We start from the raw sequence: 20,837 nt of genomic DNA on the forward strand, positions 1-20,837 counted from the left end.
ACTGCTGGAATTCAGGTATATTAGTCATTTTGGCAGTTTTTGACTCTTCTTTTTTCAGGCTTTGTGAGAAATCCGGGTAAACTCTTCTGTAAATAAAGATGCTAATTCTGGGCTGTCAATCTGCAATAAATTATTGGCATTGCCTAAACTGCTAGAATTTGTGAAATCACCATAAGTATCACTTAAAGTAAAATTGGCCGAAGTTATAATTACAACGCGATTATCCACAATCACAAATTTGTGATGCATCAAACTGCTACCAGCTGAACCATCTGCTTGATCATCTATCCAGAGAATTTTGGCATTTTGCAAAATTATCAAAGCATCTCTTTGATTGATTTCTGCTGGAGTGAGTTGATTATCTTGGTTAATATCGATAAATTTGCGAAATTCGTTGTAGCGTTCCTGTTCCCTTTTATCTAACTTACCTACTTCAGTAGATGTTAAGTTGCTCCAAGGTCGGCTATAGGTATTTTCTAAAATTATCCTGACTTTCACCCCAGCTTTTTGTCTATCAACCAGTGCTTGGGCAACTTTGGGTAAACGTAATTCTTGCACCGCCACATCTACTGTAGATTTAGCTTGCGTAATCGCATCGACAATCTGTTTTTCCAAATCATCCCCAAGGCGAGTTTGCTGACGGTAAGGTTCTTTGTATTCTGAAGACTCAGAATGGTTAAAAGAAACTTGAACTAACGGGTCTTGTGGTAAAGGTGCTGGACGCTGATTGAGAGACTGGACTCGTTGACAAGCAGCAAGGGAGAATATCAGTAAAAAGATATATAAAAAATACCTTTGTCTAGATAAAAGTTGCACTGTAATCTGTTAAAAGTGGATTGGGAGTGGACATATTTATAATTCCCAAAATTTTGTGCTCTGAATGAAGTAGAAAATAACTTTCCAAGTAAAGGGAAAAATCCACTGCTAGAGAGGCAGAATTACAGAGATTTTTTTCAGGATTTGTCCACTCAAAGTGTATATGCTGGCAAGATCAGCAGCCTACTACCAACGTGTGTTCTCACCATTATCGGTTATATGCAAATTTATCTAGATTACAGTGCCACTACTCCCACTCGAAAAGAAGCGATCGCAGTTATGCAAAGAGTCCTCACCCAAGAGTGGGGCAATCCTTCCAGCTTACATGAATGGGGACAACGCGCTGCAACGGTTGTAGAACAAGCCAGAGTCCAAGTTGCTGGACTAATTAATGCTGTCGATCCAGCATCAATAATCTTTACATCTGGTGGTACAGAAGCAAATAATCTCGCAATTATGGGTGTGGCTCGGTTGTATGCTGTTCCTCAACATATAATTATCTCTAGCGTCGAGCATTCCGCAATTTCTGAGACAGTAAAGCTTCTAGAAATGTGGGGTTGGGAAGTTACGCGCCTAAGTGTAGATGTTAAAGGCAGAGTCAACCCCCTAGATTTAAAGGCAGCATTGCGACATAACACAGCCTTAGTTTCTATAATTTACGGTCAAAGTGAAGTTGGCACTGTGCAACCAATTGAGGTACTGGGTAAGATTGTGCGATTGCACGGTGCTTTGTTCCACACAGATGCAGTGCAAGCTGCGGGACGCTTACCCATAGATGTGCAACAACTGGCCGTAGACTTACTTAGCCTTTCCAGTCATAAAATATATGGCCCCCAAGGTGTAGGGGCGCTGTACGTGCGTCCTGGTGTGGATTTGATGCCCTTACTGGGTGGTGGTGGGCAAGAAATGGGGCTGCGTTCTGGTACGCAAGCAGTACCGATAATTGCCGGGTTTGGTGTAGCAGCAGAATTAGCAGCGCAAGAATTGGCTACAGAAACACCACGATTGATTGAGTTACGCGATCGCGCCTTTGCCCAATTAGCTGAGATTCCTGGTTTAATTGCTACAGGGGATGGCTGCGATCGTTTACCTCACCATGTCAGTATGTGCCTAGAAAACGCCGACGGTAAAAAACTTAGCGGTAAAGCCTTGGTACGGCAGCTAAACCTTGCAGGTATCGGCATCAGTGCTGGTGCTGCCTGTCAAAGTGGTAAACTTAGCCCTAGCCCAATATTGTTAGCAATGGGCTATTCCGAAAAAGCTGCCTTGGGCGGAATTCGCATCACATTAGGGCGTGATACGAATGAAGCTGACGTAGATTGGACAGTGATGGTGTTGAAGCAAGTTTTGCAAAGGCTGACACCGGATTTATCTTTAGTTAAGCGTTGATCGCTCATACTAATAAGCTAATGAGCATTTAAGTTGCATAAAAGGCTATGCAAGGCTGAAACTAACACCTATGTATTCGCAGACTGGGCCAGGGCGATTTCGGGCCAGTTTTGTCAAAAGACGTGGTTATGTAACTAATCAAGAATCACAATCGCCAACGGCAGGTGTTGCCCAGTTCTCCTAAAAACATCGCTCTCCAATATCAGCTTTCACGTTGGACTGAATCGTCATACACTGAATTTTGGACTAATGAAAGCGGTTGCCCTTATAGGAACGATGAGCGAAAGTAAGATACCAGAGATCCTGGAAACCTTTGAGGCAGACCTGCTGTCGGAGTGGACTCAGGAGTTAGCCACTGTCAATATTCGGAGAGGCTTGATTAAAGAAGCCGAGCTAAAGGAGGAGTGCCGGGAATTCCTTAGCCTGTTTCGGATCGCCGTTGGACAGGGTAAGTTGGCCAATATTCAAGCAGCAGTATGGGAGGACATGCGAGAGATCCTAAGTAGCATTTCTCGATCGCGATCGCAAAAAGGCTTCACACCGTCGGAAACAGCTACATTCGTCTTTTCGTTCAAGCAACCCCTGTTCAACCGAATGCGTCAGCAATTAAAAGACCCCGTTGAGTTGGGTGAAGAGATATGGCTAGCCACAAACTTACTGGATCAGCTGGGATTGCTGACAGTTGAAGTGTATCAAAAGATGCGGGAAGAGGTGATTTTGCGGCAGCAGGAAGAGTTGATGGAGCTGTCTACCCCAGTAATTAAACTCTGGGAGGGAATTTTGGCATTACCCATTATCGGCACCCTGGATAGTGCCCGCACTCAAATGATGATGGAGTCGTTATTGCAGAAAATTGTTGAAACCGGGTCAGAAGTTGCCATTATTGACATTACCGGGGTTTCCACCGTCGATACCCTCACCGCTCAACATCTGCTCAAGACCGTTACTGCTGCCCGTCTCATGGGAGCCGATTGTATGATCAGTGGCATTCGTCCTCAAATTGCTCAAACAATCGTTTATCTCGGCATAGATTTGGCAGATGTAATCACCAAAGCGACGTTAGCCGATGCCTTTCTCATGGCGCTAAAACGGTTGGGAGTGACCATTACCCGCTCTCAACCTCAATAGGTAGGAACCAATGGAACGCATTCCTATACTAAAAATGGGCAATTTTCTGCTTGTGACGATCCAAGTGGATATGCACGATCACCTTGCCATGACATTACAGGACGACCTAACCAACCGCATAACTCAAACCAACGCTCACGGTGTCTTAATCGATATTTCGGCATTAGAGATTGTTGATTCCTTCATTGGTAGGATTTTAGCCAATATTGCCAGAATGTCACGGGTACTAGATGCGGAGACGGTTGTCGTTGGGATGCAGCCTGCTGTGGCAATTACCCTGGTGGAATTGGGGGTGTCGCTGACGGGCATTCGCACTGCCCTAAACGTAGAAAAGGGCATGGCACTGTTGCGATCATCACTCAATGAAACCACAAATCCGGTCGCTGCCACCAAACGGAGTGCAGATGACAATGCAGAAGACTGAAACAATCAATATTCAATCTTCTACAGATGTAGTTTTAGTTCGGCAAGCCGTGCGCCAGCTGGGCGTGGAGATTGGCTTTGGCTTAGTAGACCAAACTAAAATTGTGACCGCTGCTAGTGAGTTAGCCCGTAACACCCTAGAATACGGGGGAGGTGGCACCGTAAAGCTAGAAACCCTTCAGGAAGGAAGACGACGAGGACTCCGGCTGACCTTTGAAGATCAGGGACCGGGAATTCCCGATATTGATCTGGCGCTGAAGGATGGGTTCACCACCGGGGGCGGGTTGGGTATGGGACTGGGCGGTGCCAAACGACTTGCCAACGAGTTTGAGATTCAGTCTGCGGTGGGAGAAGGAACACGGGTAACAATTATACGATGGAAATAAAATGAGAGAATCTGTCATCATTACAATTACTGAATCTAGCCAGACCGGGGAAGCCCGACGGGTAGCGATCGCTCTAGCAACTCGGCTCGGCTTTCAAGAAACTCAACGGGGCAGGGTTGGCATTGTGGTGACAGAGCTGGCGAACAATCTGATCCAGCACGGTCAGGGTGGAGTGTTGTTACTAAGATTGATCGAACACGATTCAGCCATCGGTATTGAAGTCTTGTCGCTAGATAAAGGACGGGGAATGGTCGATGTGGATGAGTGTTTGCAAGATGGCTTTTCCACAGCCGGAACCTTAGGCAATGGACTGGGCGGTATTCGTCGCCTCTCTGGTTTATTTGAAATTTACTCGATTCGCAATCAAGGAACGGCGCTCCTCGTCCACCTCTGGGCAAACTCGGCACCCCATCCGCCTGAAAAGACCTTAGAAATTGGGGTGATCTGTTTGCCCAAACGAGGGGAGGAGGTTTCAGGAGATGCCTGGGCATGTCAAGTCGATCAATGCCGCAGCCTGTTGCTAGTAGCCGATGGCTTAGGGCATGGGCCTGCGGCTGCTAGCGCTGCTTCACAAGCCGTAAGAATTTTTCAAGAACATCATCGCTCTCCTGGTGCGATCGTCGAAGCTGCCCACGCCGCCTTGCGAAGTACACGAGGAGCGGCACTCGCCATTGCCGAAATCGACTTTGAACAAGAGTCTGTCCGCTTTGCCGGAATTGGCAATATTGCTGCCAGGATTTTCTCATTTACTGAACACCACCATCTGCTGTCTCACAACGGCACGGTCGGACATGAAATTCGCAAAATTCAAGAGTTTGGCTACCCCTGGTATGCCAACGGACTTTTAATTATGCATTCTGACGGATTAGACAGTAAGTGGCAGCTTGATCGCTATCCAGGCTTGAGTCAAAAACATCCCAGCCTGATTGCAGGTGTGTTATACCGAGACTTTAACCGAGATCGGGACGATGTGACGGTGTTAGTGGCTAAAGGAATGGAAAATAATAACTAATTCGTAATTCGTAATTCGTAATTCGTAATTAAAGGTACAAGTCCCAAAGAAAGTGCAATTTTTTTGAATTGGAGCGAAGCAACTTGACAATCGTTTTCACGCTCGAAATCCACTACGAACAGGATGTTGTCCAAGCTCGACAACGAACTCGTGAGATCGCCGAGCAATTGGGCTTTGATACTCAAGATCAAGCACGATTGGCAACGGCAGTTTCCGAAATTGCCCGCAACGCCTTTCAGTATGCCAGAGGTGGAACGGTTGAATTTTGTGTGATAGGAGAACCTCAGGCGTTTCTGATTCGGATTCAGGATCAGGGAGGGGGCATTCCTCATCTAGCAGAGGTTTTGGCAGGACGCTACACCTCTGTTACAGGAGTGGGGCTAGGCATTATGGGCAGCCGCAAGCTGATGGATTTCTTTGAGATGGAATCGCTGCCGGGACAGGGAACAACGGTGGTGATGAGCAAAAGGCTGTCGAAGCGCACACCTACTTTCAGCGATTCGCAATTGCAGCAGATTCGAGAAACCGTGATGAAGCGATCGCCCCAAAATCCCTATGAAGAAATCCAGCGACAAAACCAGGAATTACTGCGGGCAATGGCAGAGTTACGGAAGCGCGAGGAAGAACTGACCCAACTCAACCGAGAACTGGAAGATACTAATCGTGGTGTAGTTGCCCTCTATGCGGAATTGGATGAGAAGGCAGATTCCTTGCAAAAGGTCAACGAGCTAAAAACCCGCTTTCTCTCGAACATGAGCCATGAGTTTCGCACACCGCTCAACTCTATTTTGTCGCTATCTCGGATGCTGCTGGCACGGATGGATGGCGATTTGACTGCCGAGCAAGAAAAGCAGGTGAAATTCATCCAAAAGGGGGCAAGCGGATTATCAGAACTAGTCAACGACTTACTGGATTTGGCAAAGGTAGAAGCTGGAAAAATTGAAGTCCGTCCCAGTTCCTTTGAAGTTAGTGACTTGTTTGCCACGCTGCGGGGAATGCTGCGCCCATTATTGGTTCAAGGCTCCTCTGTCGCGCTAATTGTCGAGGAACCTGACGGTATTGGGCAGATATATAGTGATGAGGGTAAAGTCGCGCAAATTCTGAGAAACTTTATCTCAAATGCCCTCAAATTTACCGAGCAGGGAGAAGTGCGTGTAACCGCTGTGCAAAGGGGTCATACAGTGATCTTCTCCGTGTCCGATACGGGCATAGGCATTGCGACCGCCGATCAAGAGCGCATTTTTGAGGATTTTGTCCAAATTGAATCCCCTCTGCAAAAGCAGGTGAAGGGAACCGGGTTAGGATTGCCGTTATCGCGCAAGCTAACGGAGCTACTCGGCGGCAGCATTTCAGTTAGAAGTAAGCTGGGTGAAGGCTCCACCTTTACAGCATCGATTCCGATCATCTACCCACATGGAACTGAATTTTCCACCCTACTGCAACCGATGACCGACCGTCGATCGGAAACCATTGCATTACTTGAGCAAACTCGCCTGCCCATTCTAGCGGTTGAAGATCATCTAGAAACCCTATTTATTTACGAAAAGCACCTTCAGGAGTCAACCTATCAATTAATTGCGACTCGCACTTTAGCTCAGGCAAGGCTTGCCTTACAACAACTTCAACCTGCGGCGATTATGCTAGATATCATGCTAGAAGGGCAAAACGGCTGGACGTTCTTGCGAGAAATCAAAGGAGATGAAACTACTCGTACTATCCCTGTGCTAGTTATTACCATCATTGATAACGAGAAGCAAGCACTAGCGTTAGGAGCCAACGGTTTTCTAATTAAGCCGGTAGACAGATTGCCGTTGTTGAACAAACTTAATACGCTAATTAATCAGAACAAGCTTCAAAAAATCTTGTTAATTGACGATGACCCTGCCTACCGATATTTGGTGAAACAGTTGTTAGTAAATACACAATTGAGTGTTTTAGAAGCCATGAACGGATGGGAAGGATTAAATTTGGCACAATGCGAGCAACCGACTGCGATCGTGCTTGACCTGGAGATGCCAGAGTTCAGCGGGTTTGATGTACTCAAGCAGCTTAAGAGCAATCCCGTCACTCAGTCGATTCCTGTGATCATCCACTCATCTGCACAACTGGATGCAGAAGCACAGAGCCAATTAGCAAAAACAAGTATCGCTATTCTTTCCAAAGAAACAGGCTCTCAAATGGCAGCGAACGCTCAACTTCAAGATGCACTGATCAAAGCCGGGCTTGTTCTAGATATTTGCGGGCAAAGTCATGTCTGAGCCACGGGTTATCATTCTGCATGTTGACGATAACGAAGCAAATCGTTACGTTGTCACCCGGATTTTGCAAAATGCAGGCTTTACCGTCGTGGAAGCGGCAACCGGAGCAGCAGGATTAAAGGCAACTGCTGAACATCAGCCTGCTCTGGTGATTTTGGATGTCAAATTACCAGATATCAGTGGTTTTGAAGTCTGTCGCCAAATTAAGGCAAACCCCGAAACTGCTTTTATTCCCGTGTTACATCTTTCTGCAAGTTTTATTCAAAGCCAGGATAAAGCAGAAGGCTTAGACAGTGGAGCCGATGCTTATCTGGTGCAACCTGTTGAACCCATTGAACTACTTGCTACGGTGCGATCGCTGCTGCGAATTCGCCGAGCCGAAGAAGCTGCTTTATCCTCAGCACGGGAGTGGCAAACTACCTTTGACTCTATCAAGGACAGCGTATGTCTGGTAGACCAGGAAGGTATAATTCTGCGCTGTAATCTAGCGATGATGCAGCTTTTTTGCAAGCCCTCTCACGAAATTTTAGGTTGTGTTCACCATGAGTTGATGGGCGCAGAATTGGGAATTGGTGATGGCACCTGCTTTCGCCGTGCTAAAGAAACTCACCAACGGCAAGTTTTAGAATTCCAGTCCACAGGACGATGGTTTGCCAAAACCATCGATCCGGTATTTGATGGGCATGGGACTCTCACGGGTGCCGTTTTCATCCTGTCCGATATCACCGAACGGAAGCGAGCATCAGCCTTGCTGCAAGAGCAGAACGATCGCCTCAATCAGCTGATGATTTCTTTGCAGCAACAAACTGAACAAGCGCAACAAGCTAATCGGATTAAAGATGAGTTTCTAGCAGTGCTGTCTCATGAATTGCGATCGCCCTTGAATCCTATTTTGGGATGGGCAAAAATTTTGCAAACGAGCCACCAGAACGCAGCCAAAACTCAGTATGCACTCGAAACAATCGAGCGTAATGCCAAGCTGCAAGCGCAATTGATTGAAGATTTGCTCGATGTGTCGCGTATTCTCCAAGGCAAGTTGAGTTTGCATACAGTTCCAGTCGGTCTAACTTGTACCATCAAAGCGGCTCTGGAAACCGTGCGGCTCTCTGCTGAAGCTAAATCCATTCAGATTCAAACAATATTTGAACCGAACGTTGGGCAAGTGTTGGGTGATTCTAGTCGCCTGCAACAGGTTGTTTGGAATCTACTTTCCAATGCGATTAAATTTACCTCACAGGGTGGTCGGGTAGAGGTGCGGTTAGAAAGGATCAAGGATGAAGGTAAAGGGAGGAATGAAGTAGATACTCATCCTTTGGAATACACTCAAATCTCTGTCAGCGACACTGGTATGGGGATCTCTGCTGAATTTCTGCCCTACGTCTTTGACTACTTCCGCCAAGCCGATGGGACAACAACCCGAAGATTTGGAGGATTGGGGTTAGGGTTAGCGATCGTGCGCCATTTGGTTGAATTGCATGGAGGAACTGTTGAGGTAGCAAGCCCTGGAGAAGGTCAAGGAGCAACGTTTACAGTCAAGTTTCCACTCATCGCTGCGGCAAAACTGAATCAAGATGATGCTGCGTTTCATAATCACTCAGATTTTAATCTGAATGGATTGCAAGCGCTGCTTGTAGATGATGACAGAGATTCGCGGGAGTTCATCGGCTTCCTGCTAGAACAGTACGGGGCGCAAGTGACTGAAGTGGAATCAGCACATGATGCTCTCAGCAGTTTGAAGCAAGCAAAATTTGATTTGTTAATCAGTGATATTGGTATGCCCGATATGGATGGCTACACACTAATTCGTCAAATTAGAAAGCAGTCGGCTGACCAGGGCGGAGAAATTCCGGCGATCGCTCTCACTGCTTATGCAGGAGAGATTGATCAACAACTTGCACTAGCAGCCGGATTTCAACAGCATATTTCTAAACCAATTGAGCTAGAGGTACTAATGCAAGCTATTTTAACAATAGTAGGGGTATAGCAACGATTGGTGAAAACTTCTGCCATACTTGCGATCGCAAGTAAGCAATGAAATTTTTGACCTCGCTTTTAAACGAGTCTTTTACCAACAGGTAAAATTTTGAGTGTGTCTTCTATGCGATCGCACTTCTTCAAATGAGCTTTATGCTTACTCCTATGAACTTTCCTGCTCACGGGCTACGCCTACGCAAAACCCAACACCCATTGCGGCTATCCTGGGGTTGATCGTCATCACTTGTCTACTCAATCAGAGCTAATACTGGAACAATGGGAGTAATGCTAAAACGACATAATAAACCATGAATGAACTTCCAAATACTCTTGAAGATGCGATCGCCCAATCTCGTGTAGCCGTCCAAGCCGCCCTTGCAGCTGGCTGTACTCGCATACAAGTTGATTTCCTGTTCCCAGAACTCAAGTTTATGCCGGTGGCGGAACAATTTCTGCCACTGTTTACAGAATATGATTCCCGTTTGAAGATTTTCTTTGCTGACGCTGGTGCTGCGGCTTTAGCCCGTCGTAATTGGGCAGATACACCATTTCAAATTTTGGATATTGGTACGGGAAGGGCTGCTTCTTTGCAGACAAAAATTCAGCCAGAGGATGAAATTTTCTTGTTCATCGCCCCCACTTCTGTAGAAGTACCGCAGGTGGAAAAGTTATGTCAAGAAATAGGCGATCGTCCTTTAGTCTTGTTAAATCCCCGCCTAGAAGATTCTGGAACTGTGGGCATTGGTTATACAGCTAGAAAAATCCGCGATCGTTTTATTAGTACCATTGAATCCGCCTATTATCTCCGCCCTGTAGACGATGAAAGTGCCCTATATCGCTGCTATCCAGGACAGTGGGAAGTTTGGCTGGAAATTGGCGGCGAATATCAAAGAATTGCCGAATTACCTACAAAACCATCGGGTGATGAGTTGGATCTCATCCTCTTGAAGGGACAACCGCAAACAGCAACAGACGCGACACCTGCGAAAAAGCCCAATGTGTTTAAGAGTTTGCAACGCTTCTTAAAGGCGTTGAGTAGTTAAAAGAAACAAAGGGTAGCAGGAGGAAACTTTCTCATCTGCTGCCTCATTTTGAGTTTTTTATATATAAACTTGATCCTGAAATCGCTGAAAGTCTTAAGCGCTAACGATTTAAGCGTTTTGGAGTTTCCTCCGTTTCCACATCATAATGGGAGAAGAAGAGGAATTAGGAGTTTTAAGATTAACTCCTAACTCCTAACTTTTTTAATTCGCTTGCAATGGAGCGTTTAAGACTTTCTCGATGCGATCGCGCGTTTCTAATAAGTGCGCTTTGGTGTATTCATCCTCGGAATTAACCCCCTTAAGTTTCTCATTTAGTTGTCTCAGTTTATACCACGCCAGAGTACGAGCATCTTCTGGAACATATTCTTTTCGCAACACCATACCAGTCAAAATATCCAGGTATTGCCGCTGTAAGCCTCGCCGCAAACTGGCAATCTTCATTGGTTGACCTTTTGGTTTGATTACTTCTGTCCAGATACCTGACTGCAAAGTGTCAAATAGTTCCGGCAGAGTCAGTGCATTTTCTGGCTTGGTTTTCAGTTCAATATCCTTGAGGCGAGAGAGGCGATCGCCTGAGAGTAAATCCCGCAACACAGAACCTTGCATCAACAGCACCAAGTCATGAATTGGAAAATCCAAACGACCAACTTGCGGAGAACTACCCCAGTGTCGCCAACGGGAAGGAGCTAATTTATTCAGTAGTTCTGGTGAAAACTTCAAGGCATCTTCTGCAAATACATATTTTTGCAGCGTTTCTAAAGCCTGCCGTTGTTCTTCAACTGGTACCGGTTTAAATGGTAATCGCTGTTGGTTAACTCCAGAGGTGATTTCGCTAGGGTGGATGCGATAAAAAGACTGTCCCCCAATATATTTTGTGGTGTAATATATTTGCTGGAAATAGTTACCCAATACTGTACTAAAACGTTCGCTCACATCGCTGTAACTATCACCAGCCATTGGGTAACGCTTATCAAGACGTTCCCACATCACCCGTGAATTATTCAACTGCCACTGAGAATAAAGCAGGACATTGCCGCTGTTATCCCAAGCATCGGCTGTGGGGTCAAGGTCATAGACATCTTCATCTGTGGAATAACTCAATTCTGGCTTATAGGATTGTGCAGCAATTTCTTCCAAAATCGGCTTTTCTGCTATGGGAGTTGATGTCTGAATTGGTATGTAGCCATATTTAATCGCCCACTCATCATAAGGCCCCACCATATTGGGAAAATAATCTCCCTGTTTTGTCCCTTGAGGGGCAATATTTGGGGGAATATAATCCATCACCGAAGTTGTCAGACCTTTAGTTTTGGTAATTTCGGTATTATTCATCTCGTCTGGTGATAGCAGTGTACTACCACGGAAGTTATGGCGCAAACCAAGAGTATGGCCAACTTCGTGAGCGATGATTAAACGTAAATATTGATTGATATATTCTTTCAACTGGTCTGGAGTGGCCATAGTATCTGGCAGCAGTGACATCGCCAGTGAACCAAGGGCAAACTGGTTAGCAGCTTCCATCCCGTAGCATAAATCGTACTCCCCAGCCATTTTAGATAAACGATTCAACAACCCTTGTTGCCCTTGCATTTGCTGGGGTACACCATTGTTTTTTGCATCTAAACCATTAGCGCAAAGTAGACGATTTTGCATCAAAGCTGATAGAGTGGTGCGATTTTCTGTTTGGCTGGGTTGGACGATTTTGCGATACTCACTCTTGAGTACCCGCACAAAGCTAGCATCTACGAGAATGTCTGCATCCAAAATTTCCCCAGTCAAGGGGTTAACGCGGGATGGCCCCATTGCAAAATAACCATCGACTGTGTTGATCCAGCGAATCGTGTTGTAACGAATATCTGCTGGGTCCCATGTGGCATCATCTGGCATTTGGCGGACTTCAATTGCATCCTTGAATCCCGCTTTGAGAAAGGCCTTGTTCCACATCAGGACACCTTCTTTCATGGCATCGCGGTACTCTAAGGGCACAGCGTTATCAATCCAGAACACAATCGGTTTTTTGGGGCGAGAAATTACTGCTTTTGGCTCTTGTTTTTCTAAATCCCAGCGATTGATGTAGCGGACAAAAGAATCGCCGCGATCGTCTTTGGATAAATCTTGGTAGGCGGTGATGAAATAGCCGACGCGATCGTCAGCAAGGCGCGGGCGATAATTTTTATCGGGTAGTTGGGAGAGACTGTAGTGGACGCGCAGGGTAAAGCCACGGTTATCAGCTAGCGACGCAAAGCTTGCTATTTCACTGTCACGGCCAGTACCACCAGAGAAATTTAAAACTGATTCAATTTCTAAATTTTGGGGAAACGCTTTAGCAGTACCAAAATAAGACTGGTCTGTGCTTCCTGGGACTCCTAAACTTACAGACAATCCAGCCAAGTCTGTGAGTAGCAAATCTCCCAAGTCGATGAGAAGAGTTTTGCGTTCTGGATGAATGCTTTTAAGAGAAATGCTGTAGAGAACAGAGTCACTAAAAGACCGGGCTAGCGATCGCACTTGAGGATCTCCCTCACGAGTGCGAAAATTAACATTGCGGATGACGAAGTTTAATTTATCATCTACCCGCTGGAAATAAAATAAAAAATCTTGCAGAGGCATACCGCTGTAAATACCTCGTTCGCCAATGCCAGATTCTAGGGTTGCCGTAGCTAGGTAATTTTTATTGAGTTGCTCTGGCTTAATTTCTAGATAAATTTTATTCTTTTCTTTATTGCGATAAAGGGTAAACAAACCCCCTGACTTTTGGGTGTCTTTGATTACTTCGTCAAAGGCTTCTAACTCATCCTTTGTTGTTGGTGTTTTGCTAGGTTTAGGCTTTTCTGGGGGTTTTGCAACTTGTAAAAATGGTTGCTGTCCTACTTTTTTTAGGTCTTTTACTACCCAAATAAACGGTTGAGGCTGTACGTCTTTATTTTTATTAACTACCCAAACTTGCCCTGAAGGTAGGCTCTGTTTCTGGGGAATATTGATATTCCTTGACGATAACTCTGAGATTTTCGTTGAAGAAGTTCCTATCGTTAACTTACTATTGGATTTCTCTCCACTTCTGGCTGTAACCACAGCTTCGACAACCCGCACAGCCTTATGCTTTGCTGATAACTCTGTACCAATGTTAACAGACGGTGACTTGGCGCTAGCCGTTGCTATTCCTAAAAACAAACTATGTAACAAAATCATATAAAAGGTTAATCTGTTGTTCATCGCATCAATCCCCCAATAACTATCCCGTAGTTAATTTTTAACTTTTGCAAAGCTATATAGCCGACTTTTTGCCGATTTTCTCAGATGCTTGATATCAAGCACCAAACTTTAGACTTTAATTTTAGTTGCCATTTTTCAACTTTGTTACGCTGTTGTACAGTAAGATTTTTCCTAATAATTCCGTCTCTTACAAAGAGTAAGTATTATTTTTACATCAGATTAGTAAATATCTTGAGAAAAAAGTATAACAAATTAGCCCAAATAGGAAAATTACTTGATTTTTAAAAGAATTTTGCCGATGACATTTTATTTGCATCAGCAGAAGAAGCTTGAGGTTACTACGAGTTAGCGATAAGCCTCCCTCCAGGAACGCCGTCGGTGTAGTCAATTGTAGACATCGCCAACGCATGTTATTTTTCGTGTAGTATTTATTGATACTATTAATTTTGACAATGATAAGCAAATTAGCACAGAAAAATTTTTAATTCAGGATTATCAAAACAGTAATTTAAATGTAACAACGGACACAGAAATGTCAACATATTTATCTCAAGTCTGGCAACTGCTGAGAAATTATGTGAAGGATATAAGGTTGCAAGAGATGTCAAAGACCACAGCTATGGGAACTGAAGCAGTTTTGCCTCTAGGAAAAAGTATTAAAGAACCAGACAAAAGCGTTAAATTGGCTAAAAATAATTTCCAGGAAGATTTATGGTCTCAAAGGCTGCAAGAAAGCTTAGAAAAATGGACAATATCAAGGAGCAGTTTGACTTCTAAGATAGGTGATCAGACATCGGGCACACTACCATCAGAGTTCTGCTTGAGAGTGTGCGATCGCCAGATGCACGAAGAGATTTATGATTTACTGGGCAATGGGGCGCTGAAACCAGAAATAGTCAACCAAGTAAGGGAATTGGTAGTGACTGGTAAAAAAATTCGCCCAGAACTGCTTTTCTGGCGGCTAGAAGATTTTTATCGTCGCTGGTGTCAAGGTGAATTTATCGATGGGACACCAGATGATAACCTGCCTCAGAAAACAAGATTAAAGTTAGCGGCACAAAATATTGCGATCGGGCTGAGACAGGTAGACATATATACAGGGCTGAACGTATTAATTTTACTGTTAGAGTTACACCGCTACGCCCAAGATCAAGATGAACTCAAACAAAAAATCACCTTCTATCCATCTGCTCAACCAGACACAGACAATTTTTTCACATCTCAACTGCTGCGGATCATCAACTATAGTGATGCCCTGGAAATTGGTAATTTTAGTAGTATAGTCGGGCAATTCCTTAAAGGCGGCAACTTTCGGAATGCTTACCTGGGCGATGCCAACCTCACCGGGGCAGACTTTAGGGGTGCTGACCTAAGCCTTGCTTATCTCGGCGATGCCAACTTAACTGGTGTAAATTTCAGCGGTGCCAACCTTAGCGGTGCTAACCTCGGCGATGCCAACCTCAGCGGTGCAAATCTCAGCGGTGCCAACCTCAGCGGTGCTGACCTCAGCAGCACCAACCTCAGCGGTGCCAACCTTAGCTGTGCCAACCTTAGCCGCGCCGACCTCAACCGCGCCGACCTTAGCAGCACCAATCTCAGTCGCGCCGACCTCAGTCGCGCCGACTTCAACCGCGCCGACCTCAGCAGCAGCAACTTTAGCCATGCCGACCTAAGTAACGCCATCCTTTTCGGTGCGAATCTAAGTGAAGCCAACCTCAGCAGCGCCAACCTTAACCATGCCGACCTCTGTCGTGCCGACCTCAGTGGTGCTGATTTGAGTCACGCCATCCTCAACGGTACGAACCTCAGCGACACAATTCTTTTCAGTACCAACCTTAGTGATGCCGTCCTCATCGCCGCTGACCTCAGCTATGCCAAACTTAACGGTGCCAAGCTTAATGATGCCAGACTCAACGGCGCAATGTTCTTAGGCGCAGACCTCAGTGGCGTAGACCTGAGTCGGGTAATCCTCAACGAAGCCGACCTCAGCGGGGTGATTCTTAGCGAAGCCGACCTCAGTGGTGCCGACCTCACCGACGCTATCCTTTTCGGCACAGACCTCAGCCATGCCAACCTTAACAGTGCTAACCTCAGTGGCAGTAACCTCAGTGGTGCTATTCTCAACGGCGCGAATCTCAGCTACAGCAACCTAAGTTATGCCATTCTGGGTGGTGCTGACCTCAGCGACGCCAATTTGGAAAAAATGACCTGGGGTAAAAAGCAGCAGTGGGAAGGTGTGCGGGGATTAGAGACAGCAGTTAATATGCCAGAGACGTTGAAGGAAGAACTGGGGCTGAATTGAGATAAGGGGATAGGGGGACACGGGGACGCGTTGACATTTTTATTCTTTGCGTCCTTTGCGCACTTTGCGGTTCGTTATTCTCATACACCACCTTTCGAGTTCTAAACACGACTTTCCGAGTTCCGAACACCATCTTCCGAGTTCCGAACACCATCTTCCAAGTTCCGAACACCAACTTCCGAGTTCCGAACATGACTTTTTGAGTTCCGAACGCAACTTTTCAAGTTCTGAACACCAACTTCCGAGTTCAGAGCACCAACTTCCCAATTCCGAACAAGACTTTTCGAGTTCTTTACACGAACTTCCGAGTTCCGTACACCAACTTACGAGTTTCAATCTCAAAAAATGGGGATCTCAGCTTGACTAATAATCAATACTACCTCAAAACCAGTTCTGAGAATACTAACTGCACATCAGAGGGCTATATCCCGCTTGCTAGAGTGTGAGTCATTCACGTAAAATATAGTGCCATTGTTGCGGCAGTTCTCATGACCTCATCTGCGTCGTTTGACACATTAGAGTCTTTACAGGCGGATATCGCTGAATTGATCGCTCGTTTACCGACATTAAAAAATCGGCAATTTATTCAGCAAGCACTTGCTACTATTGTTCGTCTAGCTGATACCGAAATTGAGCGTCTCGATTGGAAAATCTTATCGGCTGCGTTAGCAGATATGGAGCGCGGTTTTCAGCTGTTCTATGATTACCGACACGTTCGCAAAGTCACTATCTTTGGTTCTGCTCGTCTAGCGCCAGATACACCAGAGTACCAAATGGCCCTTGAGTTTGGTCGCGCTGTTTCTCAATTAGGATTTATGGTGATGACTGGCGGTGGTGGTGGAATCATGCAGGCGGGACACGAAGGGGCTGGGCGAGAAAATTCCTTTGGATTAAACATTCAGTTACCCTTTGAGCAGGAAGCGAACCCGTTTATAGAAGGTGATCCCAAGTTAATTCACTTCAAATATTTCTTTACCCGCAAGCTGTTTCTCCTCAAAGAAAGTGATGCTGTAGCCTTGTTTCCTGGAGGCTTTGGCACTCAAGATGAAGCTTTTGAATGTATGACATTAAGCCAAACTGGTAAATTTGGCCCAGTACCTCTAGTTTTAATTGACCACCCTGGTGGCGATTACTGGCGGTCTTGGAGCGAATATATTGATAAGCAACTAGTGCAAAATGGTCTTGTCAGCCCTGAAGATCCCAGCCTTTACACGGTGACAGACAACTTGGATGTGGCTTGTGATGCCATTACTCGTTTTTACCAAGTTTATCACTCCTGTCGATATGTAGCCGATCAGTTAGTCATCCGCTTGAAGACAGATATATCAGACGCTCAGGTAGAGCAACTCAATGCTGATTTCAGCGACATTATTATTCAAGGACGGATTGAAAAAAGTCAGGCATTACCTCAAGAAGCACAAGATGAAACTATTGAATTACCCAGGCTCATTTTGTACTTTAATCAACGCGACTTGGGGCGCTTATATCAGATGATTGCCACAATTAATAAGATGGGTATTCTTTCGCCAGAGGATGCAGCACATCCAGAAAGAAAGTAGGTATTAACTAATTCGTAATTCGTAATTCGTAATTCGTAATTTTCGGGTTTGAGTCCCGGACTAAATTTTAAAACTGCTGGTCTATAATTAGTTTGGATATGATTCCTTAACTAATTCAATTACGAATTGCGAATTATCTTTTTCAGAACTATTTTGATGAGATGCGATCGCCTCATACTTGGCCATAAACTTTTATCATAACTAATTCATTATGATTGCCTCAGTTGGAGATTTTTTATTTCCATGCGTCTCTCTTCATGAGCAATGGGCATTTTGGCATTGTCAAAGCAGGCACGAAAACAATATTATTCATCCTACTTCCAGATGAGAAAAACACCAGCTATTATGACTCAATACTGATTATCGTAAAAAAGCTTGTATATTAGCACAATAAACAACGTATCAGATCCTAACAGAGGAATAAAACATGCTGGAATTATTGGGTTCAGGTTTGGTGTCGCTTTGGCTGGAGATGGCCGGGGTACAAATCAAGCCTCTAGATGCCTTAGATGCTTTGACTTGGCAAAGTAGTCCTGGCTTGGTTCTTGCTCCTGATCCAAATCCAACTGGGGCAACTACGGTGCAGAAATATCTGAAAGAGCTAGTAACATCAAAACTGATAGCACAAAATCTGGCTGAGAGTCAGGGAATTTGGATGCAGTCGGGGCCGATGCTGATGGCAAATCACCAAGGGACAACACCTCTGCCGGCTGCCTCTTTAACCAAAATTGCCACTTCACTAGTTGCTTTGAAAACTTGGGGGCCAGACTACCAATTTGATACTTTGGTGAGTGTCACTGGCCCAATAGTCAAGGGGGTTGTGCAGGGCGATTTGGTGATTACAGGCGGTGGCGATCCTTTGTTTGTTTGGGAAGAAGCGATCGCTCTTGGTAATACTCTCAATAAAATAGGCATCAAGCAGGTAAAGGGAAATTTGATCATTAACGGCAGTTTTGCCATGAATTTCCAACGGCAGCCAATGCTGGCGGGTCTAATGCTCAAGCAAACACTAAATCATGGGACTTGGGGTCGCCCCGCTGTTTACACACACTCAATCATGCCTAAGGGAACGCCCAAGCCTCAAGTCGTGATTGCGGGCGCTGTCAAAGTTGCAATGCAACCCAACGCTCAACAAATCCTGTTACTGCGTCATCGCTCATTACCCTTGAAGCAACTAATCAAGGAAATGAATGTTTATAGTAACAACGATATGGCAGAGATGCTGGCAGAGTCAGTGGGAGGAGCAACTGTAGTCCAATCAACTGCTGCTAACCTTGCTAGGGTGCCACAAGTGGAAATTCAGTTAATCAATGGTTCTGGACTGGGACAGGAAAATCGCATTTCCCCCAGAGCTGCTTGTGCCATGTTGATGGCTATTCAAGGTGAAGCAGCCGCCCATCAACTGAATCTGGCTGACTTGTTCCCCATGTCTGGATTTGATCACCGGGGGACACTACACGCCAGACACATTCCCGCCGCAACTGTGATCAAAACTGGTACTCTCCGGGATGTCAGTGCTTTAGCGGGAGTAATGCCCACACGCGATCGCGGTTTGGTTTGGTTTGCTATTATCAACCGTGGGACAAATCTCTGGGGTTTGCGGACTGGACAAGACCAACTACTGCAACGCGTTGTCCAACAATTACAAGTCCCTCCAACTGTTCCCACTAATCTCACTCCCCACTCAGCCATCAACTCTTTACCCCAGTTAGGCGCAGCCAGTCGGAATGAAATTTTATTCAAAAGTTAGTTCATTAACAAGGTTTTGAACCAAAAGTGAGCATGGGTGTCCACTATCCCCTATCTCCTTTTTATGGATGTCACGACTTTGAAAGGTATATTCTTATTAGCAATCCAAAAGTTTTATTGATGGGTAAAAACCGAACTTGTAAAGGGTAAATGTCCATAATAGCTTTTGGGTTAAATTTTACATTAAGTTGATTACAGGTAGTTCGCAAAATTCTCTAACCCCATAATTGGAAAGAGCAGGCGAAACCCCAAGTAAAAAGCCAACGTCAATTTTGTAAAAATAACTCTAAATAGATTTGTCACGACTAAGCAACAATTAGGCTTATAAATTAGGTTGTGATTATGCGATTTCCCAAATCATCCCGGTCTCTACGTCAACTCAGTACTCATGTTTTAGCGATCGCGTTAGGAGTACTGCTAACCGTTAGCACATTGCAAGTGTTGCCCTCCCAAGCCGAACCAGCACCCACAGGAATTGCTGGAGATACTTCACAACTGATTGCCCAACGGCAATCACCAGCTACTGCTGCTATAGGTAGCACTAGCTTTGTCACAGCAGCAGTTAATCGTGTGGGCACAGCAGTTGTCCGAATTGATACTGAGCGGACAATTACTCGTCGCGTTGATCCATTTTTTGAAGACCCCTTTTTCCGTCGGTTTTTTGGTGAGGGTTTGCCTCAACAGATGCCTTCTGAGCAGTTACGCGGTTTAGGCTCAGGTTTCATTATTGACAAGAGCGGCTTAGTTATGACTAATGCTCATGTGGTCGATAAGGCTGATAAAGTAACAGTCCGACTCAAAGATGGGCGCACCTTTGAAGGAAAAGTTCAAGGTATTGATGAAGTCACAGATTTGGCAGTAGTCAAAATTAACGCTGGTAACGATTTACCAGTGGCACCCTTGGGTTCTTCCAGTAATGTACAGGTAGGAGACTGGGCGATCGCAGTTGGTAATCCTTTGGGATTTGATAACACCGTTACCTTGGGAATTGTCAGTACCCTCAAACGTTCTAGCGCCCAAGTCGGCATTAGCGACAAACGCTTGGACTTCATTCAGACAGATGCCGCGATTAACCCTGGTAACTCTGGCGGGCCACTATTAAATGGTCAAGGTGAAGTGATAGGCATTAACACAGCCATTCGCCCTGATGCAATGGGTATTGGGTTTGCGATTCCTATCGATAAAGCCAAAGCGATCGCAGCGCAACTACAACGTGATGGTAAAGTTGCTCACCCCTATCTAGGTGTGCAAATGCTAACTTTGACACCCGATCTTGCCAAGCAAAATAACACTGATCCCAACTCTCCTATTCAGATACCGGAAATTAATGGTGTTTTTGTCATGCGAGTTGTCCCCAATTCTCCAGCTGCATCTGCGGGTATCCGGCGCGGGGATGTAATTCTTCAAGTTGATGGTAAAGCTATTACCAGTGCTGAACAATTGCAGAATGTTGTAGAAGATAGTCGTCTTGGTCAAGTATTGCAGGTGAAAGTGCAACGGGGTAATCAGACACAGCAGCTTTCAGTCCGCACAGCCGAGTTGCAAAATGCTTCGTAGAGGCGCATATCTGTTACTGGTATCAACT

General features: G+C 45.3%; 13 protein-coding genes and 1 pseudogene. 12 read left to right on the plus strand and 2 right to left on the minus strand.

The window, feature by feature from the left end:
- Window positions 1-78: 78 nt before the first annotated feature.
- Window positions 79-816 (minus strand): annotated as a pseudogene (locus tag ACEYW6_RS15570) (phospholipase D-like domain-containing protein); the annotation flags it as partial.
- Window positions 817-1,035: 219 nt separating this feature from the next.
- Between ACEYW6_RS15570 and ACEYW6_RS15575 the strand changes: the two are divergent.
- The 8 genes from ACEYW6_RS15575 to ACEYW6_RS15610 all read left to right on the plus strand — a co-directional run bounded on the left by ACEYW6_RS15575 (window position 1,036) and on the right by ACEYW6_RS15610 (window position 10,429).
- On the plus strand, window positions 1,036-2,205 hold the full coding sequence (locus ACEYW6_RS15575; RefSeq protein ID WP_412980505.1) for a cysteine desulfurase family protein: 1,170 nt from the start codon (window positions 1,036-1,038) through the stop codon (window positions 2,203-2,205).
- A 276-nt stretch (window positions 2,206-2,481) separates the two neighbouring features.
- Window positions 2,482-3,333, plus strand: coding sequence for an STAS domain-containing protein (locus ACEYW6_RS15580; protein ID WP_412980419.1), 852 nt, complete (start codon window positions 2,482-2,484; stop codon window positions 3,331-3,333).
- Between the two features lie 34 nt (window positions 3,334-3,367).
- Window positions 3,368-3,757: an STAS domain-containing protein gene (locus ACEYW6_RS15585; protein ID WP_412980506.1), complete on the plus strand. Its 390-nt coding sequence runs from the start codon at window positions 3,368-3,370 to the stop codon at window positions 3,755-3,757.
- Window positions 3,744-4,142 (plus strand): anti-sigma regulatory factor, encoded by a 399-nt coding sequence (locus ACEYW6_RS15590; RefSeq protein WP_412980420.1) that lies wholly within the window; start codon window positions 3,744-3,746, stop codon window positions 4,140-4,142. The genes ACEYW6_RS15585 and ACEYW6_RS15590 overlap by 14 nt, the downstream gene beginning before the upstream one ends.
- Window position 4,143: 1 nt before the next feature.
- Window positions 4,144-5,154: a SpoIIE family protein phosphatase gene (locus ACEYW6_RS15595; protein ID WP_412980421.1), complete on the plus strand. Its 1,011-nt coding sequence runs from the start codon at window positions 4,144-4,146 to the stop codon at window positions 5,152-5,154.
- Window positions 5,155-5,237: 83 nt separating this feature from the next.
- Window positions 5,238-7,412: an ATP-binding protein gene (locus ACEYW6_RS15600; protein WP_412980422.1), complete on the plus strand. Its 2,175-nt coding sequence runs from the start codon at window positions 5,238-5,240 to the stop codon at window positions 7,410-7,412.
- On the plus strand, window positions 7,405-9,396 hold the full coding sequence (locus tag ACEYW6_RS15605) for a response regulator (RefSeq protein ID WP_412980423.1): 1,992 nt from the start codon (window positions 7,405-7,407) through the stop codon (window positions 9,394-9,396). The genes ACEYW6_RS15600 and ACEYW6_RS15605 overlap by 8 nt, the downstream gene beginning before the upstream one ends.
- Before the next feature lie 298 nt (window positions 9,397-9,694).
- Complete coding sequence (locus ACEYW6_RS15610) at window positions 9,695-10,429, plus strand: DUF1995 family protein (RefSeq protein WP_190896232.1); 735 nt, start codon at window positions 9,695-9,697, stop codon at window positions 10,427-10,429.
- Window positions 10,430-10,630: 201 nt separating this feature from the next.
- Here ACEYW6_RS15610 and ACEYW6_RS15615 read toward each other — a convergent pair whose 3' ends face one another.
- Window positions 10,631-13,642: a zinc-dependent metalloprotease gene (locus ACEYW6_RS15615; RefSeq protein WP_412980424.1), complete on the minus strand. Its 3,012-nt coding sequence runs from the start codon at window positions 13,640-13,642 to the stop codon at window positions 10,631-10,633.
- A 532-nt stretch (window positions 13,643-14,174) separates the two neighbouring features.
- Here ACEYW6_RS15615 and ACEYW6_RS15620 point away from each other — a divergent pair.
- The 4 genes from ACEYW6_RS15620 (at window position 14,175) to ACEYW6_RS15635 (ending at window position 20,809) form a co-directional block, all read left to right on the plus strand.
- Window positions 14,175-15,944 (plus strand): pentapeptide repeat-containing protein, encoded by a 1,770-nt coding sequence (locus ACEYW6_RS15620; protein WP_412980425.1) that lies wholly within the window; start codon window positions 14,175-14,177, stop codon window positions 15,942-15,944.
- A 488-nt stretch (window positions 15,945-16,432) separates the two neighbouring features.
- A complete protein-coding gene (locus ACEYW6_RS15625) occupies window positions 16,433-17,503 on the plus strand; it encodes an LOG family protein (protein ID WP_196510080.1) in 1,071 nt (356 codons plus the stop codon).
- 427 nt (window positions 17,504-17,930) lie between these two features.
- Window positions 17,931-19,253: a D-alanyl-D-alanine carboxypeptidase gene (locus ACEYW6_RS15630; RefSeq protein WP_196510079.1), complete on the plus strand. Its 1,323-nt coding sequence runs from the start codon at window positions 17,931-17,933 to the stop codon at window positions 19,251-19,253.
- 341 nt (window positions 19,254-19,594) lie between these two features.
- Window positions 19,595-20,809: an HhoA/HhoB/HtrA family serine endopeptidase gene (locus ACEYW6_RS15635; RefSeq protein ID WP_412980426.1), complete on the plus strand. Its 1,215-nt coding sequence runs from the start codon at window positions 19,595-19,597 to the stop codon at window positions 20,807-20,809.
- Window positions 20,810-20,837 lie beyond the last annotated feature (28 nt).

Source organism: Nostoc sp. UIC 10607, from assembly GCF_047228265.1.
GTDB classification, from domain to species: Bacteria; Cyanobacteriota; Cyanobacteriia; order Cyanobacteriales; family Nostocaceae; genus Nostoc; species Nostoc foliaceum_A.